Genomic DNA, 22,405 nt, shown 5'->3' with positions numbered 1-22,405 from the left:
CCCCGGCGCCGGTTCGCCGTGGAGGTGCCCATGCAACGCCGCATGACGGGAACCCGGGTTCTCGCCGTCCTCGTCCTGATCCTGGCCGCCCTGTCCCCCGCGCCGGCCGCCCAGGCCGCGCCCGTCCTGCTCTCCCAAGGCCGCCCGGTGACGGCGTCCTCGGCCGAATCCGCCGCCTTCCCCGCCTCGGCCGCCGTCGACGGCGACCCCGGCACCCGCTGGTCCAGCGCGTTCAGCGATCCGCAGTCCCTCCAGGTCGACCTCGGCTCGGCCCAGCAACTGACGCAGGTCGTGCTGAGCTGGGAAGCCGCCTACGCCAAGGCGTTCACGCTCCAGGCGTCCGCCGACGGCACGGCCTGGACCACCCTCTACTCGACCACCACCGGCACCGGCGGCACGCAGACGCTGAACGTCAGCGGCAGCGGCCGGTACGTCCGGCTGACCGGCACCCAGCGGGCCACCCAGTACGGCTACTCGCTCTGGGAGTTCCAGGTCTACGGCGGGGGCGGCACGACCCCGCCCGGTGACGTCCTGTTGTCCTACGGCAAGCCCGGCACGGCGTCCTCCTTCCAGGACGACGGCGCCTGCCCCGGCTGCCTCCCGGCGAAGGCGTTCGACCACGACCCGGCCACGCGCTGGGCGACGAGCGCGACCACCGGCTGGGTCGACCCGGGCTGGATCACCGTCGACCTCGGCGCGGCCGCGACGATCCACCAGGTCGTCCTGCAGTGGGACCCGGCCTACGCGGTCGCTTACCAGATCCAGGTGTCCAACGACAACGCGAACTGGACGTCGATCTACTCGACCACCACGGGCAAGGGCTTCAAGGAGACGCTGACCGTCAGCGGTTCCGGCCGGTACGTCCGGATGTACGGCACCGCCCGTTCCAACGGCTACGGCTACTCGCTGTGGGGCTTCGACGTCTACGGCACCGGCGGCAACCCGACCCCGCCGCCGCCCGCGCCGCCCGCCCCGCACTTCCCGGGCACCCTCGTCTGGAGCGACGAGTTCAACGGCGCTGCCGGCGCGGCCCCCGACGCGAGCAAATGGACCGCGGAGACCGGCCCCGGTGTCAACAACGAGCTCGAGTACTACACGAACAACGACAACGCCAAGCAGGACGGCCGCGGCAACCTCGTCATCCAGGTCCGCCGCGAGGCCACGCCGGGCAGCGCCTGCCCGCGGGACCCGGTCAGCGGCAGCACGACCTGCCAGTACACCTCCGGCCGGATCAACACCGCGGGCAAGTTCAGCTTCACCTACGGCCACGTCGAGGCGAACATCAAGGTGTCCGGCACGCAGGGCCTCTGGCCGGCGTTCTGGCTGCTGGGGGCGAACTTCTTCAGCGGCACGCCGTGGCCGAACTGCGGCGAGATCGACATCATGGAGCACGTCGGGAAGTCGCCGAACCTGGCCTACTCGACCATCCACGCCCCGGCGTACAACGGCGCCGGCGGCATCGGGGCCCCGCTCGACCTCGGCCAGGACGTCTCCGCCGGGTTCCACCGCTTCGGCCTCGACTGGGACGCCACCCACATGACGTTCTCCGTCGACGGGACCGCGTTCGAGACGATCAACCGCGACACGGTCGAGAGCACGCGCGGGCCGTGGGTGTACGACCACCCGTTCTTCCTGATCCTCAACAACGCCATCGGCGGGGACTTCCCCGGCCCGCCGGGTGCGGGGACCGTCCTGCCGCAGGACATGGTGATCGACTACGTGCGGGTGTACCAGTGAAGCGGCTCGTCCTCGGGGCCGTGGTCGCGCTGGGACTGCTCGCCGTCCCGCCGCTCACCGCCCAGGCGGCGCCTGCGCTCCTGTCGCAAGGGCACGCCGTGACCGCGTCCTCCACCGAGAACGCCGCCTTCCCCGCGAGCGCGGCGGTCGACGGCGACCCGGGCACGCGCTGGTCCAGCCTGGCCGCCGACCCGCAGACGCTGCAGGTCGACCTGGGCTCGGCGCACGCGCTCACCCAGGTCGTCCTGCAGTGGGAAGCGGCGTACGCGAAGGCGTTCACCCTCCAGGCGTCCGCCGACGGGAACCAGTGGGCGACGGTGTACTCGACCACGACGGGCACCGGCGGCACCCAGACGCTGCCGGTGTCCGGCAGCGGCCGGTACGTCCGGCTGACCACCACCCAGCGCGCCACCCAGTGGGGCGTGTCGCTGTGGGAGTTCCAGGTCTTCGGTGACGGCACCGCCCAGGCGTGCAGCAGCGCGAACGCCGCCCTGCGGCAGCCTGCGACGGCGTCCAGCGTGCAGTCGGACGCCTTCCCGGCGTCGGCGGCGTTCGACGGCGACCTCGGGACGCGGTGGTCGAGCCTGGCCGCGGACCCGCAGTCGATCCAGGTCGACCTCGGGAGCACCCGCCCGGTCTGCGGCGTCGACCTGGCCTGGGAGGCGGCCTACGCGAGCGCGTACACGATCCAGCTGTCCGCCGACGGGAATTCGTGGACGACCGCGGCGACCGTGACCGGTGCGGGCGGCACCGAGCACCCGGCCGTTTCGGGCACCGCCCGGTACGTCCGGCTGAACGCCACCGCACGGGCCACCCAGTGGGGTGTCTCGCTGTGGGAGTTCGCGGTGCACACGTCCGACAGCGGGCCGCCGCCGCCCACCGGCTGCCCGTGGGCGGGCTCGACGGCCCCGGTCGCCGACCGGGTCAACCAGCTCATGGCCGTGATGACGCCGCAGCAGAAGGTGAAGGTGCTGCACGGCAACGGCGCGACCGGGCCGTACATCGGCAACACCGACGCCGTGCCCGAGCTGTGCATCCCGGCGCTCGGCCTGCAGGACGGCCCGGCCGGGGTCGGCGACGGCCTCGACGGCGTCACGCAGTTCCCGGCGCCGGTGACGGCCGCGGCCACCTGGGACACCGCGCTGCTGAACCGGTACGGCAGCGCGATGGGCGCCGAGTTCGCCGGCAAGGGCGTCGACATCGCCCTCGGCCCGACGATCAACCTGGTCCGCGACCCGCGCTGGGGCCGCAACTTCGAAACCTACGCCGAGGACCCCTACCTCGCCGGGGCGGCCGGGACCGCGACGGTCCAGGGCATCCAGGGCCAGGGGGTGATGGCGCAGGCCAAGCACGCGGCGGCGTACAACGTCGAAGCCGGGGCCTCGCGCGGGACGCCGTCGGACAACGTCATCATCGACGACCGGACCCTGCACGAGCTCTACCTCCCGGCCTTCCAGCAGGTGGCGAGCCAGGGCCAGGTCGCGTCCATGATGTGCGCCTACAACCAGATCAACGGCGTCCCGGCCTGCCAGAACAGCGGCGTGCTCACGACCGCGATCAAGCAGGACGCCGGGTGGGGCGGGTTCGTCGGCTCGGACTGGGGTTCGGCCACCGGCGGCGCCCGGCAGCTGGCCAACGGCGGGCTGGACCTGGAAATGCCGGGCGGCGCGTTCTTCGGCCAGGGCCTGCTCGACGCCGTCTCGCGCGGCGAGGTCACGCAGGCGCGCGTCGACGACATGGTGCGGCGGGTGCTGACGCAGATGTTCCGGTTCGGCCTCTTCGACCGGGCCCGGCGGGGGACCCCGCAGTCGGTCGTGACGAGCGCGGCGAACGTCGCCACCGCGCGGGACGTCGCCGCGGCCGGGGCGGTGCTGCTGAAGAACACCGGCGTGCTGCCGCTGAGCTCGTCGGTCAAGTCGATCGCCCTGTCCGGCGGCGACGCCATCGACCCGCAGAACATCGGGGGCGGCAGCGCCAAGGTCAACCCGTCACCGGCGTCGGTGAACCCGATCAACGGCATCAGGGCGCGGGCCGGGTCCGGGGTCAGCGTGTCCTATGTGGATGGTGCGGGCGAGCACGTCCAGACGCCGGACATCCCGGGCGCGGTCAACGCCGCGAAAGCCGCCGACGTCGCCGTCGTGTTCGCCAGCTACGGCGAGTCCGAGACCCAGGACCTCGACAGCATCGACCTGCAGCACCAGCAGAACGAGCTGATCGACGCGGTCGCCTCGGCCAACCCGCGCACGGTCGTGGTGCTCAACACCGGTTCGGCGGTCACCATGCCGTGGCTGGGCAAGGTCGCGGCGGTGATCGAGGGCTGGTACCCGGGCCAGGAGAACGGCAACGCGATCGCGTCGCTGCTCTACGGCGACGTCAACCCGTCGGGCAAGCTGCCGGTCAGCTTCCCGAAGCAGCTCGCCGACCTGCCCACGGCGAACGTCCAGCAGTTCCCGGGCGCCAACGACCGGATCGAGTACTCGGAGGGGTTGAACGTCGGCTACCGCTGGTACGACAGCCGCAACCTGGAACCGCTGTTCCCGTTCGGGTTCGGCCTGTCGTACACGACGTTCGGGTTCTCGAACCCGGTCGTCACGCCGCAGGGGACGAACGGCACCGCGACCGTGACGGCGACGGTGACCAACACCGGCACCCGGGCGGGCGCGGACGTCGTCCAGCTCTACGTCGGCCAGCCGGCCGGTAACGGCGAGCCGCCGAAGCAGCTGAAGGGGTTCAAGAAGGTGCAGCTGAACCCCGGGCAGAGCGCTCAGGTGTCGTTCCCGCTCACCCCGCGGGACCTGGCGCACTGGACGGGCTCGTGGACGACCAACGCGGGGCAGTACCGCGTCTACGTCGGGGACTCCTCGCGCAACGTCCCGCTCTCGGCGGCGCTGACCGTCTCCTGAGTCGATTCGCGGACCACCAGGGAGATCGGGACGATCACCGGCTCGGCCGGCTGGGGTGCCCCACCCAGCCGGTCGAGCAGCAGCCCGGCCGCCGTCTCGCCCATCTGCCGCAGCGGCTGGCGGATCGTGGTGAGCGGCGGCTGGGTGTGCGCGGCGAGGGGGATGTCGTCGAAGCCGATCACGGCGACGTCCCCCGGCACCGACCGGCCGGCCTTGCGGAGGCCGGCCAGCACGCCCGCCGCGGTGAGGTCGTTGTGCGCGAAGACCGCGTCGAACTCCGGGCCGGAGTGCAGCAGCTGGAGGATCGCCGCTTCACCGCTTTCGCTCGTGAAGTCGCCTTCGATGATCAGCCGCGAGTCGAGGGTCAGGCCCGCGTCGAGGACGGCCTCGTTGAAGCCGTTGAGCCGGTCGGCGGTGCAGCCGAAGTCCCGCGGCCCGGTGACGGTGGCCAGGCGCGTCCGGCCCGTTCCCAGCAGGTGCCGGGCCGCCATGGCGCCGCCCTGCCGGTTGTCCGTCCCCACCGACGGGAACGCGGGGCGGCGGCCGCGGTCGTCGATCACCACCACCGGCAGCCCGGAGTCGTGTAACACCCGCAGGTGCCGCACCGCATCCGGCGGTTCCACCAGCAGCAGTCCGTCGAACGCCTTCGCCGACACCTGGCGCGAGAACTCCTCCAGCGAATCGGGGCCGCGGTTCGCGGTGGACAGCAGCAGGCCGTAGCCCTTCGACTCCACGACGTCGGCGACGCCCTGCAGCACCTCGCCCATCCACGGCCAGGTCAGCCCGGGCACCAGCATCCCGACCGTGCGCGTCACCCCGCGGGCCAGCCCGACCGCGCCGGCGCTGGGGATGTACCCGGTCGCGGCGATCACCTCGCGCACCCGGATCGCCGTCGCGGCGTCCACGTCGGCCTTGTTGTTGAGAACTCGTGACACGGTCGTCTTGCTCACCCGCGCGCGGCGGGCGACTTCGGCGATCGTGACGCGCATCCGTCCTCCGATCAGGGGTGGCAAGCCCTGTGGTGCCAAGGTACCCGCCCGCGGGCCCGGTGCGACCGGTCCGAGATCGATCAAGTGCGGACGGACAACCGCGTAAGGCCCGCGTCGCCGCTTCGCCAGTCCGTGCGGACGGCCACGTACCGCGCCGGCCCGGTGCGAGTGGCCGTGTAGGTGACGCCGTCGACGCTGAGTTCGACGGTGGCCGCGGGGACGCGGCCGCGGGTCCAGGTCAGCTCGACCGCGGAAACCGCTGTCACCGCTCCGAGATCGGCCACCATCCGGCCGCCGGGTCCCGGCCGCCACGCCGTCGCCGGGTCGTCGTCGACGGCCGCGGCCGGGCTCGACATCCCGGGCGGCAGGGGCTCGGCGGGGAAGGTGACCGCGCCGAGCGCGAGGTCGGCCAGCGGATACGGGCGGAGGTCGCCGAAGACGACCGGCACGGTCCGGCGCGGCGGCAGCAGCACCGGCCGGGCGCGCCCGCCGTCCGGGGTCACCGTGACCGGCACGGGCAGCAGCCCGGCCGGCGCGGTGAGCTCGACCCGGCTCGCGTCGCGCACGACCGCCCGCACCCCGGCGGGGCCGGTCAGCGTGAACCGCGGCGGTTCGATGCGACCCTCCGCCGCGGCCAGTGCGTAGGAGAATTCCGTGCCGGTCCGGGTGACGGTCTGCTCGCCGCGGTAGAGCCGCCGGGTGCTGCCGTGCCCCGGGATGATCGCCGTGCCGCTCGCCGCGGCGCCCGAGAGGTTGAGCAGCACGAGGAAGCCGTCGGTGACGGTGGCTTCGACCGCGGCGCCGGCCGGGACCCGGCCGCTCGCCTTCGCGGGGCCGGGGTACAGCTCGGCGACGAAGGGGGCGGGCGGGCCGTCGGAGAGCGTCACGCGGTCGCCGGTGACGGTGAGCGGGTTCGGGCCCGCGACGGTGATCCCGGCGCGGCCGTCGATGTCCAGCCGGCCTCGCGTGCTGCTGAGCGCGGGCACCGGGTAGCTCGCGACCAGCGTCCAGGCCACGCCGTCGGCCGAGGTTTCGATGCGGTACTTGCGCCCGGCGGCTGCTTCCCAGCTCAGCCGCACGCGGTCGACCGTCCGCGGCGCGCCGAGGTCGACGGCCAGCCAGCTGTCCGCGCGCGGGCGGTCCGATGTGGACACTGCCCAGCGGCTGGTGGGATCGCCGTCGACGGCGTACTTCGCCTCTTTGCCGGGAGCGGCCGAGGACGCCGACGCCGTGCCGGTGCGGGCTAGGTCCGGTCCGTCGCCGTCGCGGACCTCGAAGGCCCACAGTGAATAGCCGTACTGCGGGTCCGGCTGGACGCCGAGCATGCGGACGTGCCGGGCGGTGACCGGCGCGAACGTGAGGTCGTCGGTCCGGACGCCCGGGGTCTGGGCCTTGAGGGTCACGCTGCCTTCGGCCGCGGTGTAGGTGCGGTCACCGTCGAGGCCGGGCACGCCGGGCATGCTCAGGTTGTAGACGTTCAGCACGCCTTCGCCCTCGGCGACGCCGGTGCTGGCGTACACGGCGGCGCCGGTCGGGAGGGTCGCGAAGGTGGCGTACCCGGTGTCGAAACGGAGGACGCCGACCGTGCCGTCGAAGCCGTCGCGGATCTTCGTGTACGTCGTGGCGTGCCGTTCCCGCACCGCAACGTTCGTCGACGGCAGGAGCATCGGGTTCGCGCCGCCGAGCACGAACAGCCAGTCGTCGTGGTGCGGCTGCCAGGCGAACTTCACGAAGCCGGGCTTGCTGACCGTCCCGGCCCAGGCGGCGGGGGAGCGGTGGGCGAGCAGGCCCGGCCCGGCGCCGAAGTCGGCGACCCCGGCCGCGTGGGCGGCGAACTCCCGGTCGCCCACCGGGACGACCGGGCCGCCGTGGCTCGCCCGCCACTCGTGCAGCAGGTAGCTGATGGCGAGCTCGGCGCGGGCCTCCGGCTCGTACTTCGGCTCACCCGAGAACTTCGTGATCCGATCTGCGGGAGCGTAGGCCTGGTAGGGCTCGAGCCGCGCAGCCAGCTGCGCTTCGGCGTGGGCGGCGTGGCGGTCGCCGAGCACCTGGGCGCGGAAGGCCAGCGGGATGACGTCGCGGCCGTAGAGGTGCTCGCGGTCGGCGACCATCGGCATCAGCGGCTCGCCGGCGTCGCTGGTCATCAGCAGCATCGTGCGCCAGAGCAGTTCGCCGTTCGGCTGCGCGGTGAGCACCTCGGGCAGCGGCGTGCCGGCGGCGAGGAAATGCATCGCGTTGCGGCCGGACGTCCGCCAGAGCTCCTCCTGGTAGTGCGGGCCGAACGAGCCGTGGTTCTCGACGAGGAAGGTGTCGTAGAGGTTCGCCGCGGTGTTCGCGCTGATCGGGCGGCCGTCGACGAGCCGCGGGTTGGCCAGGTCGGCGGCCGGCAGCCCGGCCTCGTTGCGGCTCCACGCGCCGAACGCCTCCCGCCAGCCGCCCGCCCGCGGGTCGGCCGGCGCCCACGCGAGCGCGGGGGCGAGCGACTGGGCGTAGACCCCCATCTCTTCGAGCTTGGTGTCGCCGACGTGGCCGCCGCGCAGGCCGTTCGGGGTCCAGCTGCCCGAATCGGGGTCGTCGCCGGTGCCGAGCGCGGTGGTGTAGGCGGCCTGGCCGGCGGTGATGCGCTCGACGTTCCCCCGGGTCGCGTCGTCGAGGTCCGTCCACAGCAGACGGGCGGCGAGCACGAAGTACGACTGGAAGGTCGTGTCGAAGAACAGCTTGCGGCCCCACTCGGTACCGCCGACGAGCCGGTTCGACGCGGCGAACCGGCGGATCGTGGCGAGCGTGTGGTCGCGCAGCGTCTCCCGGCCGACGCCGGCGATCGCGGCGTCGTAGCCGTCGCGGGTCAGCAGCACGGCGTTGCCGAGCACCACGGCGAAGGTGAAGTCGCGCAGCGGATAGGTGCCGGCGACCGGGTCGAACTGCTGCTCCGCCCAGCGCGTGTGCCGCAGCAGCACCCGCAGGTAGGTCGCCGCGACGGCGTCGGGCGGGCCGCTGTCCGCGGCCCGGGCGATGCTCGGGAGCAGACCCGACGCCAGTGCGGCCGCCGCGCCGCCCGCACCCAGCAGCCGCAGCACCTGCCGCCGGTCCAGCTCGCCCATGCTCCGGCCTCTCGCGCTGACAACCTTGTCAGCGCGGATTCTGGGATGCCACCGCCGTGCCCGGCAAGCCCGGCGGCGGATCCCGTCCGGTTTCGGACAACCCTTCGTATAACGCCCTATACCCGGCGGTCGTACCGCGCGATCAGCACGCCTTTGGTCGTGGGAACGCAGCTGACGAGGGAGAACTCGGTGAGCGGCGCGTCGCCGAACAAGCGCGCGCCGGTGCCGAGGGTCAGCGGGTGGATCAGCAGCGTGTAGCGGTCGACCAGGCCGGCGGCGTGCAGTGCCCGCACCAGGGATGCGCTGCCGATCACCGACAAGTCTTTGCCGGGCTGCGCCTTGAGTCCGGCCACGGTTTCGGCCGCGTCGCCCCGGAGCAGGACCGAGTTCTGCCAGGCGCCGGCGTCCTCGAGCGTGGTGGAGGCGACGTACTTGGTCGCGGCGTTCATGTGCGTGGTGAACGGATTCCCGTCGTCCCGCCCGCCCCACGCCGTGGTGAAGTCCTGCCAGGTCCGGCGGCCGAACAGCATGTCGCCGGGCCGGTTCATGCCGTCGGCCATCTCGCGGGCCATGACGTCGTCCTGGTAGCGGGTGCCCCACCCGCCGTGGGTGAACCCGCCGCGGGTGTCCTCGTCGGGCCGGCCGAGGCCCTGCACGACGCCGTCGAGGGTGACGCTCATGGTGACGGTGATCGAACGCATCGGATCTCCTCCTGATCGGTGTGTCACCACCCATACGAACGGCGGCGGCCCCGATCGGCAGCGGACGCGGCGTGATCTGATGACAACGTGATCACCGACCCGTGGGTGCTGCTCCTGCTCGTGCTGGCCGGCGTCGGGGCCGGTCTGACCGGGGCGACCGCCGGGCTCGCGTCCCTGGTGTCCTACCCGGCGCTGCTCGCCGCGGGGCTGCCACCGGTGACCGCGAACATCACCAACACCGTCGCGATGCTGGGCACCACCGCGGGCGCCGCCGCCGGGGCCCGGCCGGAACTGGCCGGCCAGCGGCGGCGGCTCGTCCCGCTCTGCGCCCTGACCACCGTGGGCGGCGCGTGCGGTGGCCTGGTGCTGCTGCTGACGCCGTCCGGCGCGTTCACCGTCATCGTGCCGTGGCTGATCGGCGGGGCGTCGCTGGTGCTGATGGCGGGGCCGCGCCTGCGCCGGCTCGCCGAAGGCGCCGAACACCACGGCCTGAGCCCGGTGACCGCCGTCGTCGCGTTCCTGATCGGCATCTACGGCGGGTACTTCGGCGCCGCCGCGGGCGTGCTCATGCTCGCGCTGCTCGTGACCGTCTGGAACCAGCCGCTCGCCCGGACGAACGCGGCGAAGAACCTGGTCACCGGGTCGGCCAACTTCCTCGCGGCGATCGTCTTCGCGGTCACCGGCAAGGTCGTCTGGTCCGCCGCGCTCGCGGTCTGCCTCGGCTCGCTCGGCGGCTCGTGGCTGGGGTCCGCGCTCGTGCGCCGGCTGCCGGCGACGCCGTTGCGGATCGCGATCGGGATCGGCGGACTGGGCCTGGCGGTCGTCCTCGCCCTGAGGGCATGATCGGCGGGGTATCGGCGAGCAGGAGACCAGATGAGCATTGTCGGGACCAGGGTGGTCCGCCAAGAGGATCGGAACCTGATCACCGCGGGCGGCACCTACGTGGACGATCTGCGGGCGGAAGCGCTTTCCGGTGCCGCGCACGCGGTTTTCGTGCGAAGTCCGATCGCGCACGCGCGGATCGGCGGCATCGACGTGAGCGAAGCGAAGGCGGCACCGGGCGTGCTCGGCGTGTTCACCGCCGCCGACCTCGGCCTCGACCCGCACCCGGCCGGGCCGGTGAAGGAACCTTGGCTGGCCGACGAGGTGGTGCGGTACGTCGGCGAGCCCGTCGCGCTGGTCCTCACCGAGGAGCGCTACCAGCTGGCCGACGCCGCCGAGCTGGTCGACGTCGACTACGAGCCGCTGGACGCGGTCGCGGGCATCGGCGCCGCGCTGGACGGCGAGACGCTGCTGTACCCGGAGACCGGCAGCAACATCGTGCAGGTCAACGGCATGGCGGAATTCGACGACGCGATCTTCGAAGACTGCGAAGTCGTGGTCACGCAGACGATCGCCAACCAGCGCGTCGCGCCCGCGCCGCTGGAGGTGCGCGGCGCGTCCCTCGCGTGGGGCGAGGACGGCAGGCTGACGGCCTGGCTGTCCACGCAGAACGCCCAGATCGCCCGGTCGCAGCTGGCGGGGAGCCTCGGTGTCGGCGAGGAGTCGGTGCGGGTGATCGCCCCGGACGTCGGCGGCGGGTTCGGCGCGAAGATCGGTGCGGACCCCGAGGCGACGGTGCTCGGCTGGGCCGCCAAGCAGCTCGGGCGGCCGGTGCGCTGGGTCGAGTCGCGCAGCGAGAACCTGACGTCGATGACGCACGGCCGCGCGCAGCTCAACACCGTGACCATCGGCGGCAAGCGCGACGGCACGGTCCTGGCGTACCGCCTCGACGTCGTCCAGGACGCCGGCGCGTACCCGCGGACGCTGTTCCTGCCGACGCTGACCGAGCTGATGGCCGTCGGCGTCTACCGGTTCCCGCAGGTCCAGACGCGCAGCCGCGCGGTCGTCACGAACACCACCCCGATCGCCGCCTACCGCGGCGCGGGCCGCCCGGAGGCGACCGCGGCCGTCGAGCGGGCGATGGACCTGTTCGCCGCCGAGCTCGGCCTGGACCCGGCCGACGTCCGCCGGGCCAACTTCATCCGGCCCGAGGAGTTCCCGTACCGGACGCCGACCGGCGCCTTCTACGACACGGGCGAGTACGCGGCGGCCTTGGACAAGGTCCTGGAGACCGCCGGCTACGCCGAGCTGCGCGCCGAGCAGCGGCGGCGGCGCGAGGCGGGCGACCCGGTCGAACTCGGCCTCGGCATCGCCGCCTACGTCGAGATCACCGGCGGCGACGGCGGCGGCGAGAGCGGCCGCGTCGACATCCACCCGGACGGCTCGGTCGTCGCGTGGACCGGCAGTTCGCCGCACGGGCAGGGGCTCGGCACGTCGCTGGCCATGCTGCTGGCCGACCGGCTCGGCGTGCCGCTGGAGAAGATCACCGTCCGCCACGGCGACACCGACGAGGTGCCGAAGGCGATCGGCACGTTCGGCTCGCGGTCGCTGCAGCTGGGCGGTTCGGCGATCCGGCAGGCGGCCGACGAGGTGATCGCCCAGGCCCGCGACCTGGCGGCGAACCTGCTGGAGGCCGCGCCCGAAGACCTGGAACTCGACGTCGAGCGCGGGGTCTGGCAGGTCCGCGGCGCGCCGTCGAGCACCGTGCTCAGCTGGGCGCAGGTCGCCGAGACGGCCAGCGACGGCAAACTCACCGCCGACGTCTGGTTCGGCGACGGCCAGCCGACGTTCCCGTTCGGCGCACACCTCGCGGTGGTCGAGGTCGACACCGAGACGGGCAAGGTGCAGCTGCGCCGGATCGTCGCCGTCGACGACGCCGGCCCGATCGTCAACCCGCTCACCTTCCGCGGCCAGCGCCACGGCGGCCTCGGCCAGGGGGCCGCGCAGGCGCTCATGGAGGTCGTCACCTACGACGACGACGGCAACCCGACGACGGCGTCGCTGGCGGACTACTCGTTCATCACCGCAGTCGAGCTGCCGGACTTCGAGCTGGTCGACATGGCCACCCCGACCGACCGGAACCTGCTGGGCGTCAAGGGGATCGGCGAGGCCGCGACGATCGGCTCGACCCCGGCGGTGCACAACGCCGTGGTGGACGCGCTTTCCACGCGCGGCGTCAAGCACCTGGACATGCCCACGACCCCGATCCGGGTCTGGGCCGCACTCTCGGAAGGAAACGTGCAGTGAAGGTCTCGATCGAGGTCAACGGGCGGCCGGTGACCGAGGAGGTGCCGGACCGGACGCTGCTGGTGCACTTCCTGCGCGACACCGCCGGGCTCACCGCCACGAACATCGGCTGCGACACGACGTCGTGCGGTGCCTGCACGGTGCTGCTCGACGGCGAGTCGGTCAAGTCCTGCACGGTGCTGGCCGCCCAGGCCGACGGCCACGAGGTCACCACCGTCGAAGGACTGACCGCTGCGGACGGTGCGCTGCACCCGGTGCAGCGGGCGTTCCGCGAGCAGCACGGCCTGCAGTGCGGGTTCTGCACGCCGGGGATGATCATGGCGTCGGTGTCGCTGCTGGCCGACAACCCGAAGCCGACCCGCGACGAGGTCCGCGCCGGGCTCGAGGGCAACCTGTGCCGCTGCACGGGCTACCACAACATCGTCAGCGCCGTGATCGACGCTTCGGGGCAGGAGGTGGACCGGTGATCCCCGCGGCTTTCCAGTACCTGCGGGCGTCCACAGTGGACGAGGCGCTGGCGTTGCTGGCCGCCCACGGCGACGACGCGAAGGTGCTGGCCGGCGGGCATTCCCTGCTGCCGCTGATGAAGCTGCGCCTGGCCGCCCCGGAGTACCTGGTCGACATCGGTGCGCTCGACGAGCTGCGGTACGTCCGGCTCGAAGGCGACGAGGTCGCCATCGGGGCGCTGTCGCGGTACAGCGCGCTGGTGCAGGACCCGGTGCTCCTCGCGCACGCGCCCCTGCTGGCGCACGTTTCGGGGCTGGTGGGCGACCGCCAGGTCCGCCACCGCGGCACGATCGGCGGCTCCCTGGTGCACGCGGACGCGGCGGCGGACCTGCCCGCGGCGGTCCTGGCGTCGGACGCGGTCCTGGTGGTCCGCGGGCCGTCGGGGGAGCGCCGGATCCCGGCGGCGGAGTTCTTCCTCGGCCCGTTCACGACGCCGCTGGAACCGGCCGAACTGCTGACGGAGATCCGCCTGCCGGCCCAGACGGGCCAGGGCTGGGGTTTCGAGAAGTTCACCCGCCGCGCGATCGACTGGGCGATGGCCGGGGTGGCGGTCGCCGGCGGCCGCGTCGGCCTGGTGAACCTGGGCGGCGTCCCGCTCCGCGCGACGGCCACGGAGGAGGCGCTGGCGGCCGGGGCGTCCATCGAAGACGCGGCCGCACTGGCGGCGGAGGGCACGAACCCGCCGGACGAGCCCCACGCGACCGCGGAGTACCGGCGCCACCTGGCGCGGGTGCTGACGCGGCGGGCGTTGCAGCAGGCGGCTTCGCGGAGCTGACGGACGGGGGCGGCGCTGCGGCGCACCGCCGCCCCCGTACCGCGACGGCCGATTCCCGCCAGCCGCGGGTCCGGTGTGGACGGCAGACTCGGCCGCGTGGAAACTGTTGCGCACACGGCGATCGAGCCGGGAATCCTGTACTTCGGCACCCCGGTCGTCCTCATTTCCAGTACCAACGAAGACGGTTCGGCCAACCTGGCCCCGATGTCCTCGGCGTTCTGGCTCGGCTGGCGGGCGATGCTCGGCCTCGGGGCCCGCTCCCGGACGGCTTCGAACCTGCTGCGCACCCGTGAGTGCGTGCTCAACCTGCCGTCGGACGCCCTCGCCCCGGCCGTCGACCGGCTGGCGCTGACGACCGGGTCCGATCCGGTTCCGCCCGGGAAGCAGGAGCGGGGGTACTTCCACGTGGCGGACAAGTTCGGGCGGGCCGGTCTCACATCGGTGCCGTCGGAGACCGTGGCCCCGCCGCGGGTAGCGGAGTGCCCGGTGGCCATGGAGGCGGTGGTCGAGGCCCACCACCCGGTGGGTGACGGGGGTGTCGTCGCGTTCGAGGTGCGGGTGCAGCGGGTGCTCGTCCACGATGCGGTCCGGACGGCCGGCACCGCGGACCACATCGACCCCGACGCCTGGCGCCCGCTCATCATGAGTTTCCAGAAGTTCTACGGGCTGGGGGAGCAGGTGCACCCCTCGACGCTGGCGCGGATCCCGGAACGGCTGTACCGGGGGCCGGACATCGAGCGGGCCCGCCGCGTCGGGGTCTGACCTGGTCGCGGGCCCGTCACGCCAGGGCGGGCACCGTCTCGTCCGGCGGCGGCGGGCCCGGCGGGGTGCCGTCGCCGAACGGGCGGCCGCCGAGTGCCTCGCGGCCGTGCGGGGCCAGCCAGCCCGAGACGTCCGGGCCCGCCGGGATGATGCCCGTCGGGTTCACGTTCTTGTGCACCACGTAGTAGTGCTCCTTGATCTGGGCGAAGTCGATCGTGTCGCCGAAGCCCGGCGTCTGGAACAGGTCGCGGGTGTAGGCCCACAGCACCGGCAGCTCCGTCAGCTTCTGGCGGTTGCACTTGAAGTGGCCGTGGTACACCGCGTCGAACCGGACCAAGGTCGTGAACAGCCGGATGTCGGCCTCGGTGATCGTGTCGCCGACCAGGTAACGCTGGTCCGCCAAGCGCTCGGACAACCAGTCCAGGCGGGCGAACAGCTTTTCGTACGCGCGCTCGTACGCCTCCTGAGAACGCGCGAAACCGGCCTGGTACACCGCGTTGTTGACGTCGGTGAACACCTTCTGCGCCACGTCGTCGATCTCGTCGCGCAGCTTCTCCGGGTACAGCTCCGGCGCGCCGTCGCGGTGGTACGCCGTCCACTCGGTCGACATGTCGAGCGTCATCTGCGCGAAGTCGTTGGTGACGACCTGGCCGGTCGGGATGTCCACGAACGCCGGCACCGTGATGCCGCGGGGGTAGTCCGGGTCGCGCTTGAAGAACGCCTCCTGCAGGCGCTCGATGCCGAGCACCGGGTCGCGGCCACCCGGGTCCAGATCGAAGCTCCAGCTGCGCTCGTCGTGCACCGGGCCCGCGATGCCCATCGACAGCACCGGCTCCAGGCCCAGCAGCCGGCGCACGATCACCGCGCGGTTCGCCCACGGGCACGCCCGCGCGACGACCAGCCGGTAGCGGCCGGGCTCGACCGGCCAGCCGTCACGGCCGTCCGCCGTGCTGCGGTCCGGCAGGTAGTTCAGGTCCCTTTTGTACTCGCCCTTGTCGCTCATCGGCGCCCTTCAGCAGTCGTCGGTCGGGGGAGCGGTGTCCAGTGCCGCGGCCAGCCGGGCCAGCACCGGCCCGGCCGTGCGGACGTCCTCGGCGCTCAGGTGGTCGAACACCGAAGCCCGCACGCGGGCGAGGTGGCTCGGGAAGGCCGCCTCCAGTTTGGCCAATCCCGCCGGAGTCAGCACGGCGTTGGACGCGCGCCCGTCCTCGGCGCACCGGCGCTTCTCCACCAGGCCGCGGCGGGTCAGGTCGTCGACCACCCGGCTGATCCGGCTCAGCGACAGCCCCGTGGTCGCGGCCAGCCCCGAGATGCGCAGCAGGTGGTCCGGCGCTTCGGACAGCGCGACCAGCACCCCGTAGTCGGTGATGGTGAGCCCCGTCTCGGGCAGGAACTGGTCCTCGAGCGCGCGTGGCAGCGCGGTCATGATGCGCATCAGCGGCCGCCAGAAGGCGGCTTCGTCGAGGTCGAGAGCGGACAGATCACCCATGTCGGCGACTCTACCGAAAGCTTGCTTGCGCAACCAGCCAAAGTGAGTACAGTGTCGTTGAACCCTCAATCACCGGGGGGTGCCACCACGAGGAGAGAAGAACAACGATGACCAGCGCGACCACCTACCCCCAGCTGACCGGCGAATACACCCTCGACCCCACGCACTCGCGGATCGGGTTCGTCGCCCGGCACGCCATGGTGACCAAGGTGCGCGGCAGCTTCAACGAGTTCACCGGCTCCGCCACCATCGACGGCGACGCGCCCGAGAAGTCGTCGGCCCAGGTGACCATCCAGGCCCACAGCATCGACACCCGCAACGCCGACCGCGACGGGCACCTGAAGAGCAACGACTTCCTGTCGATGGACGAGTACCCGCAGATCACCTTCGCCTCGACCGAGATCAAGCAGACCGGCGAGACCAGCTTCGAGGTGACCGGCGACCTGACGATCAAGGACGTCACCCGTTCGGTGACCATCCCGTTCGAGTTCGAGGGCGCCGCGAAGGACCCGTTCGGCAACGACCGGATCGGCTTCGAGGGCTCGACCACGATCAGCCGCAAGGACTACGGCATCACCTGGAACGCCGCCCTGGAGACCGGTGGCGTGCTGGTGAGCGACAAGGTCACGCTGGAGTTCGAAATCTCCGCGATCAAGTCCGCCTGATCCCGGCAGCGGGGACCGGTCACCGGTCCCCGCTGGCCCGCAGGTTCTCGATCCCCACGTCGAGGGCCGCTTCGAGGTGGTCGATGCGGCCCGTCGACAGCATCACCACCACGCCGCCCTGGATGCCGGCCAGCAAGGCTGCCGCCGTGCGGTCCGCGTCCAGCTCCGCGGCGACCTCGCCGGCCTGCTGCAGATGGCGGACGCCCGCGGCGATCGCGTCCTGCCAGCGCCGCAGCATCTCGCCGACCACCGCCTGCGCCCCCGGGGTCGACCGGCCGAGCTGCGAGATCAGCACGTTGAGCGGGCAGTGCCGGCCCCGGCCGTCGTAGTGCGAGACGACCGTGTCGCGCCAGCGCCGCCACGCCGCCCACGACGTCAGCTGCCCGAGCTCCGGCTGCTGGACCTCCAGGACCTGGTCCGACTCGAACCGCGCGACCGCCAGCAGCAGCTCCTCCTTGCCGTCGGGGAAGTAGTGGAACAGCTGGCTCTTGCTGGTCCCCGTCCGCGCCCGGACGTCGTCGAGCGTCGTGACGGCGACCCCGCGCTCGCGGATCTCCGCCGCGGCCCCTTCGACGATCCGCTGCCGCGTCGCGGCACCCTTCGGGGTCAGCTCTGGACTCACAGGTCCACTCTAGTCTTCGCGGATCGGCAGCTCCGCCCCGTCGCGGAGGAACACCGGGATCCGCTCGGCCGGGGCCGTCGCCTCGACCCAGCTGCCGCCCTCGTGCCGCGTACCGGTCACCGCGTCCGTCCAGTGCGCGCCGGCGGGCAGGTACACCCGGCGGGCCGTCACCCCGGGTTCGAGGACCGGGGCCACCAGCACGTCCGGACCGAGCAGGAACTGGTCGTCGACGTCCCAGGCCGCACTGTCCGCCGGGAAGTCGACGAACACCGGGCGCATCGGCGGGATGCCCTGCTCGTGCGCCACCCGCATCTGCTCCATCAGGTACGGCCGCAGCCGTTCCCGCAGCCGCAGCGACGCTGTGATCGACTCGTACGCCGGCTCGCCGAACGACCAGACCTCGTTGGGACCGCCGGTCATCTCCGGCCCGAACGCCGGACGCGGGTCGCGGAAGCCGTGCAGGCGGAACAGCGGGCAGAACACGCCGTACTGGAACCAGCGCACCATCAGCTCGCGGTACTCCGGCGACGACGGGTCGCCGCCGTGGAAGCCGCCGATGTCCGTCGTCCACCAGGGGATCCCGGCCAGCGCCACGTTCAGCCCGGCCCGCACCTGCGCCCGCAGTGACGCCCAGGTCGCCCCGACGTCACCCGACCACAGGGCGGCCCCGAACCGCTGGCTGCCCGCCCACGCCGACCGGGACAGCAGCACCACCTCGTCGTCGCCTTCGCCGCGGATGCCGTCGTGGAACGTCTGCGCGTTCACCTGCGGGTAGAGGTTGAACACCTCCGCGCCCGGGCCGGCGTGGAAGCCGAGGTTGTGCGGGTGCCCCGGCTGGATCTCCGGCTCGTCGCCGTCCAGCCACCACGCGCGCACGCCCAGGTCGTAGTAGTTCTCCTTGACCTTGGTCCAGACGAACCGCCGCGCCTCCGGGTTGGTCGCATCGTAGAACGCCACCGGCATCTCGACGCCGAACCCCTTGTCCTTCCACGGCGCGTGCGCCGGCACGCCGCTTTCGGCGGCCACCAGCAGACCCTGTTCGTGCAGCTCGCGGTAGTTCTCCGACAGCGGGCTCACCGACGGCCACACCGACACCATCAGCTTGACGCCCAGCTCGCCGAGCTCGCGCACCATGCCCGCCGGGTCGGGCCACTCGGCGGTGTCGAACTTCCAGTCGCCCAGATGCGTCCAGTGGAAGAAGTCCGTCACGATCACCGACAGCGGCAACCCGCGTTCGTGGTACTCCCGCGCGACGGAGAGGAGTTCCTCCTGGGTGCGGTAGCGCAGCTTCGACTGCCAGAACCCGGCCGCCCACTCCGGCAGCATCGGGGCGTGCCCGGTCGCGTCGGCGTAGTGGCTCAGGATCTGCCGAGGGCCGTCGCCGGTGGTGATCCAGTAGTCGAGCTGGCGGGCGTCGTCGGCCACCCAGCGGGTGCCGTTGGCGGCCAGCTCGACGCGGCCGACGGCGGGGCTGTTCCACAGGAACCCGTAGCCGCGGCTGGACAGCAGAAACGGCACCGACACCTCGGCGTTGCGCTGCACCAGGTCGAGCACCAGGCCCTTCTGGTCGAGCCGCCCGTGCGTGTGCTGGCCCAGGCCGTAGATCCGCTCGTCGTCGTAGGCGCTGAACCGCTGTTCCAGCCGGCCGTAGCCGTTGCGCGACGGCATGAACAGCCGGGCGCCGGGCCACCAGAAGTGCGCGCGCTGCTCGGCCAGCAGTTCCTCGCCGGTGTCCGTGCGCACGAACCGCAGCTGCGCGTCGATGCCCGTGTCGGTGTCGGCGATCTCGACGATGGCGGTCAGCCCGCCGTTGACCACCCGGCCGGTGCGCCCCTCGGCCGATGCGGCCGCCGCCGACGGCTTCGCGGGCAGCAGCGCGCCCGGGACGTCGTCGAGGATGCGGTGCCGCCCGGCGCGCACGCGCAGGCTGCCCTCGCCCCACGGCTCGATGCGCAGCACCTCGTGCCGCACGCTGACTTCGAGCGAGCGGCCGTCTTCGGTCGTGGCGATCAAGCGGACTCCTTAGTCTTTGACGGCGCCGCTGGTCAGCCCGGCGACGACGTAACGCTGGGCGACCACGAGCAGGACGGCCGCGGGGATCGCGGCGAGGACGGCGGTGGCCATGATCCCGTTCCAGTCGGCGGACTGGTTGCCGACGAACCGGTAGATGCCCACGGTGATGGGCTCGAACGACTGCCCGGTGGTGAGGGTGACGGCGAACAGGAAGTCCGCCCAGGCGAACAGGAACGCGAACAGCCCGGCGGTGACCAGCGCGTTGCGGCTGACCGGCAGGATGATCGAGAAGAACGTCCGCCAGTACCCGGCACCGTCCACCCGGGACGCTTCGGTGAGCTCCTTCGGCACGGAGATCATGAACGCCCGCAGCAGCAGGATGGCGAACGGGATGGTCGCGGTCGAGTCCGCCAGCACCAGCCCGAGGTAGTTGTCGATCAGGCCGAGGTTGCTGAACACGGTGTACAGCGCGTTCGCCATCACGATGCCGGGGATCATCTGCACGATGAGCAGCACGAACACCATGACCGGGCCGCCGCGCACCCTGAGCTGGGCGAGTGCGTACGACGCGGGCGCCGCGACCACCAGCGACACGAGCACCGTGCCGGCCGCGACGACGACGCTGGAGAGCAGGTTCGGGCCCTGCGTGGCGAGGGCCTTCCGGTAGCCGTCCAGGGTGCCGCCGACGGGGAAGAAGGCCGGGTCCGGGCGCAGCAGCGCACCGCTCGGCTGCAGCGAGGCGTTGACCATCCAGTACAGCGGGAACAGCAGTACCGCGACGATCAGCACACCGAAGACGGTCCGGGCCGGGATCCTCATGCCGCCTCCGCCAGGGTGGCCTTGGCCGAGCGCAGGTACAGCAGCCCGAACACCGTCGCCACCACGATCAGGACGTTGCCGACCGCGGCGCCCTGCCCGAACGCGAAGTCCTGGAAGGACAGCCGGTACGACCACGTGGTCAGCGTCTGCGTCGCGTTCGCCGGGCCGCCGCCGGTGACGACCATGATCACGTCGAACACCTTGATCGTGTAGACCAGCCCGAGCATCAGCACGATCCCGGTGACCGGCCGCAGCAGCGGCCAGGTGACGTGCCGGAACCGCTGCCACGCACCCGCGCCGTCCAGTTCGGCGGCTTCGTAGAGCGACGCCGGGATCGCGCGCAGCCCGCCGTGCAGGATCACCAGGTTGAACGGGATGCCGATCCAGATGTTGGTCAGGATCACCGCCGGGAGCGCCCAGTTCGTGCTGCTCAGCCACGGCACCGCGTCGAGGCCCACCGCGCGCAGCCCGGCGTTGAGCACGCCGTGGTCCTGGTCGAACATCCACCGCCAGACCGCGCCGCTGACCACCAGCGGCAGCAGCCACGGCAGCAGGAGCAGCGAGCGCAGCAGGGCGCTGCCGAGGAACCGGCCGTTGAAGAACACCGCGAGGGCAAGGCCGATGCCGAACTGGAAAACCAGCGACCCCGCGGTGAACAGGACCGTGTTGAGCGCCGCCGTCGAGAAGAGCGGGTTGTTCAGCACGGCGGAGTAGTTCGCGAAGCCGACGAACGGTGCTTCGCCGGTGTAGAACGACTTCACCGTGTAGTTCTGGGTGCTCATCACCAGGTTCGCGGCCAGCGGGTAGCCGAAGAACACGACGACGTAGGCCACCGCGGGCAGCAGGAACGCCCACGCGGCGAACCGGCTGTCCCGGCGGGACTTCCGGCTCGCCCGGGGTGCTGCCGACACCGTCGGGGCGGCGGCGAGCGTCACGAGCCGCTCGCCTGCTGCGCGGCCTTGAGGGCCTGGTCGACCGGGGTCTTGCCGGTCAGCGCCGCCTGGAGCGCGTCGGCCAGCGCCTGCGAGACCTTCGGGTACTTCTCGCCGAGCTCGGCGGTGCGGGACCGGGCGGTGCCGACCTCGTCGACGAACGCCTGCATCGCCGGCTGCCCGGCGCCGAACTTCTGCGCCGTGGCCGTCTTCGACGGGATGTAGGCGTGCGCCTTGCTCCACTCGAGCATCGTCGGCTCGGACAGGATGCAGGAGAGCACCTTGCCGGCCGCCTGCTGGCCCGGCCCGTTCGTGACCGGCACCGTGCCGACCTCGCCGCCGAGCGCGACCACCGGCTTGCCGCCGGCCTGCGGCACCGGGATGGGCACGACGCCGTAGTGCAGCGACTTCTGCTCGTCGAGCCGGGCGATGTTCCACGAGCCGTTGATCATCATCGCCGCGTTGCCGGCGACGAACTGGTCGGCGACGTCGTTCTGGTTCCAGGTCACCACGGACTTCGACGCGGAACCGGAGTTCACCAGGTCCGTGACGTACTGCAGCGCCTGCGCCGCCTTCGGGGAGTCCAATTGCGACAGTTCGGCGCCGTTGCTCCAGAAGAACGGCAGGAACTGCCAGGTGCCCTCTTCGGACGGGACGGCGGAGAAGGCCAGGCCGTACTTGCCGTCCTTGGTCAGCTTCGCCGCCGCGGCCTTCAGCTCGTCCCAGGTCTTCGGCGGCTCGACCCCCGCGGCCTGCAGCAGGTCCTTGTTGTAGATCAGCGCGAGGCCGTTGACGCCGGGGGCGACCCCGTACACCTTGTCCTGGTAAGTCCCGGCCTTCACGATGCTCGGGTAGTAGCCGTCGGTGGTGATGCCGTAGCCGTCCAGCGGGGTCAGCGCGCCGGTGGCGGCGACCTGCTGCAGCGTCGGGTTGTCGGTGAACAGCAGGTTCGGCAGTGTCTTCGAGCTGGCGCCCTGCAGCACCTTCGGCAGCATCTGGGCCGTCGGCACCTTCTGGCGCTCGATCTTGATCCCGGTCTGCTGGGCGCAGGTGTCGAGGATCTTCTGCCAGGCGGCGGAACCCTGCTCGTCGGCGTAGTAGTCGAGTTCGGTGATCGACGTGGCGGCCGGGGCGCCGGAGCCGGCCGGCGCGGACGGCGCCGGGCTGGGGCTGCAGGCGGCCAGCAGTGCGGCGCCCGCGGACAGCGCGAGGGCACGACGAAGTACGGTCATGATGATTCTCCTTCGGCGGCGGAGCAGAA

General features: G+C 72.3%; 18 protein-coding genes. 8 read left to right on the top strand and 10 right to left on the bottom strand.

All coding sequences use genetic code 11. From position 1 onward, the window contains the following. Nucleotides 1-42: 42 nt before the first annotated feature. Together AB0J55_RS11405 and AB0J55_RS11400 are read left to right on the top strand one after the other, a co-directional pair. Nucleotides 43-1,737, top strand: a complete 1,695-nt coding sequence (locus AB0J55_RS11405; protein WP_364246177.1) for a discoidin domain-containing protein — start codon at nt 43-45, stop codon at nt 1,735-1,737. Next, on the top strand, nt 1,734-4,640 hold the full coding sequence (locus tag AB0J55_RS11400; protein ID WP_364246174.1) for a glycoside hydrolase family 3 C-terminal domain-containing protein: 2,907 nt from the start codon (nt 1,734-1,736) through the stop codon (nt 4,638-4,640). The genes AB0J55_RS11405 and AB0J55_RS11400 overlap by 4 nt, the downstream gene beginning before the upstream one ends. Here the strand turns inward: AB0J55_RS11400 and AB0J55_RS11395 are convergent. The 3 genes from AB0J55_RS11395 to AB0J55_RS11385 form a co-directional block, all read right to left on the bottom strand. Then, nucleotides 4,583-5,629: a LacI family DNA-binding transcriptional regulator gene (locus tag AB0J55_RS11395; protein ID WP_364246172.1), complete on the bottom strand. Its 1,047-nt coding sequence runs from the start codon at nt 5,627-5,629 to the stop codon at nt 4,583-4,585. The two genes, AB0J55_RS11400 and AB0J55_RS11395, sit on opposite strands and share 58 nt — an antisense overlap. An 80-nt stretch (nt 5,630-5,709) precedes the next feature. Beyond that, the gene (locus AB0J55_RS11390) at nt 5,710-8,730 is read right to left on the bottom strand and encodes a discoidin domain-containing protein (RefSeq protein ID WP_364246170.1); all 3,021 of its coding nucleotides are present in this window, start codon (nt 8,728-8,730) and stop codon (nt 5,710-5,712) included. Between the two features lie 116 nt (nt 8,731-8,846). Beyond that, nucleotides 8,847-9,431, bottom strand: coding sequence for a dihydrofolate reductase family protein (locus tag AB0J55_RS11385; RefSeq protein ID WP_364246167.1), 585 nt, complete (start codon nt 9,429-9,431; stop codon nt 8,847-8,849). An 87-nt stretch (nt 9,432-9,518) separates the two neighbouring features. Between AB0J55_RS11385 and AB0J55_RS11380 the strand changes: the two genes are divergently transcribed. From AB0J55_RS11380 to AB0J55_RS11360, 5 genes are all read left to right on the top strand, one after another. Next, on the top strand, nt 9,519-10,274 hold the full coding sequence (locus tag AB0J55_RS11380; protein WP_364246165.1) for a sulfite exporter TauE/SafE family protein: 756 nt from the start codon (nt 9,519-9,521) through the stop codon (nt 10,272-10,274). A gap of 30 nt (nt 10,275-10,304) precedes the next feature. Then, a complete protein-coding gene (locus AB0J55_RS11375; protein WP_364246162.1) occupies nt 10,305-12,560 on the top strand; it encodes a xanthine dehydrogenase family protein molybdopterin-binding subunit in 2,256 nt (751 codons plus the stop codon). Then, on the top strand, nt 12,557-13,027 hold the full coding sequence (locus tag AB0J55_RS11370; protein WP_364246160.1) for a (2Fe-2S)-binding protein: 471 nt from the start codon (nt 12,557-12,559) through the stop codon (nt 13,025-13,027). The genes AB0J55_RS11375 and AB0J55_RS11370 overlap by 4 nt, the downstream gene beginning before the upstream one ends. After that, nucleotides 13,024-13,842, top strand: coding sequence for a xanthine dehydrogenase family protein subunit M (locus tag AB0J55_RS11365; RefSeq protein WP_364246157.1), 819 nt, complete (start codon nt 13,024-13,026; stop codon nt 13,840-13,842). Before AB0J55_RS11370 ends, AB0J55_RS11365 begins: the two co-directional genes overlap by 4 nt. 96 nt (nt 13,843-13,938) lie before the next feature. Next, entirely contained in the window at nt 13,939-14,604 is a 666-nt protein-coding gene (locus AB0J55_RS11360; RefSeq protein ID WP_364246154.1) for a flavin reductase family protein, read from the top strand. Between the two features lie 16 nt (nt 14,605-14,620). Here AB0J55_RS11360 and AB0J55_RS11355 read toward each other — a convergent pair whose 3' ends face one another. Both AB0J55_RS11355 and AB0J55_RS11350 read right to left on the bottom strand, forming a co-directional pair. After that, nucleotides 14,621-15,607 carry a glutathione S-transferase C-terminal domain-containing protein gene (locus tag AB0J55_RS11355; protein ID WP_364246151.1) on the bottom strand — a complete coding sequence of 329 codons (987 nt, stop codon included), beginning with the start codon at nt 15,605-15,607 and terminating at the stop codon, nt 14,621-14,623. Nucleotides 15,608-15,616: 9 nt separating this feature from the next. After that, nucleotides 15,617-16,093 carry a MarR family winged helix-turn-helix transcriptional regulator gene (locus tag AB0J55_RS11350; protein WP_364246148.1) on the bottom strand — a complete coding sequence of 159 codons (477 nt, stop codon included), beginning with the start codon at nt 16,091-16,093 and terminating at the stop codon, nt 15,617-15,619. Between the two features lie 107 nt (nt 16,094-16,200). On the opposite strand from AB0J55_RS11350, the gene AB0J55_RS11345 reads away from it, so the two are divergent. After that, the gene (locus AB0J55_RS11345) at nt 16,201-16,758 is read left to right on the top strand and encodes a YceI family protein (RefSeq protein WP_364246145.1); all 558 of its coding nucleotides are present in this window, start codon (nt 16,201-16,203) and stop codon (nt 16,756-16,758) included. Between the two features lie 19 nt (nt 16,759-16,777). Here AB0J55_RS11345 and AB0J55_RS11340 read toward each other — a convergent pair whose 3' ends face one another. The 5 genes from AB0J55_RS11340 to AB0J55_RS11320 are packed head-to-tail and all read right to left on the bottom strand — an operon-like array spanning nt 16,778 to nt 22,376. Further along, nucleotides 16,778-17,380, bottom strand: coding sequence for a TetR/AcrR family transcriptional regulator (locus tag AB0J55_RS11340; protein WP_364246143.1), 603 nt, complete (start codon nt 17,378-17,380; stop codon nt 16,778-16,780). Nucleotides 17,381-17,389: 9 nt separating this feature from the next. Beyond that, nucleotides 17,390-19,393 carry a glycoside hydrolase family 31 protein gene (locus AB0J55_RS11335; protein WP_364246140.1) on the bottom strand — a complete coding sequence of 668 codons (2,004 nt, stop codon included), beginning with the start codon at nt 19,391-19,393 and terminating at the stop codon, nt 17,390-17,392. A 9-nt stretch (nt 19,394-19,402) separates the two neighbouring features. Next, complete coding sequence (locus AB0J55_RS11330; RefSeq protein WP_364246137.1) at nt 19,403-20,212, bottom strand: carbohydrate ABC transporter permease; 810 nt, start codon at nt 20,210-20,212, stop codon at nt 19,403-19,405. Then, the gene (locus AB0J55_RS11325; RefSeq protein ID WP_364246134.1) at nt 20,209-21,147 is read right to left on the bottom strand and encodes a sugar ABC transporter permease; all 939 of its coding nucleotides are present in this window, start codon (nt 21,145-21,147) and stop codon (nt 20,209-20,211) included. Before AB0J55_RS11325 ends, AB0J55_RS11330 begins: the two co-directional genes overlap by 4 nt. After that, a complete protein-coding gene (locus AB0J55_RS11320) occupies nt 21,144-22,376 on the bottom strand; it encodes a sugar ABC transporter substrate-binding protein (RefSeq protein ID WP_364246131.1) in 1,233 nt (410 codons plus the stop codon). Before AB0J55_RS11320 ends, AB0J55_RS11325 begins: the two co-directional genes overlap by 4 nt. Between the last annotated feature and the right edge of the window lie 29 nt (nt 22,377-22,405).

It is taken from the genome of Amycolatopsis sp. NPDC049688 (assembly GCF_040674975.1).
Classification (GTDB): Bacteria; Actinomycetota; Actinomycetes; order Mycobacteriales; family Pseudonocardiaceae; genus Amycolatopsis.
The sequence above is the reverse complement of the archived record's forward strand: the minus strand, read 5'-3'. Positions and strand labels throughout refer to the sequence as shown.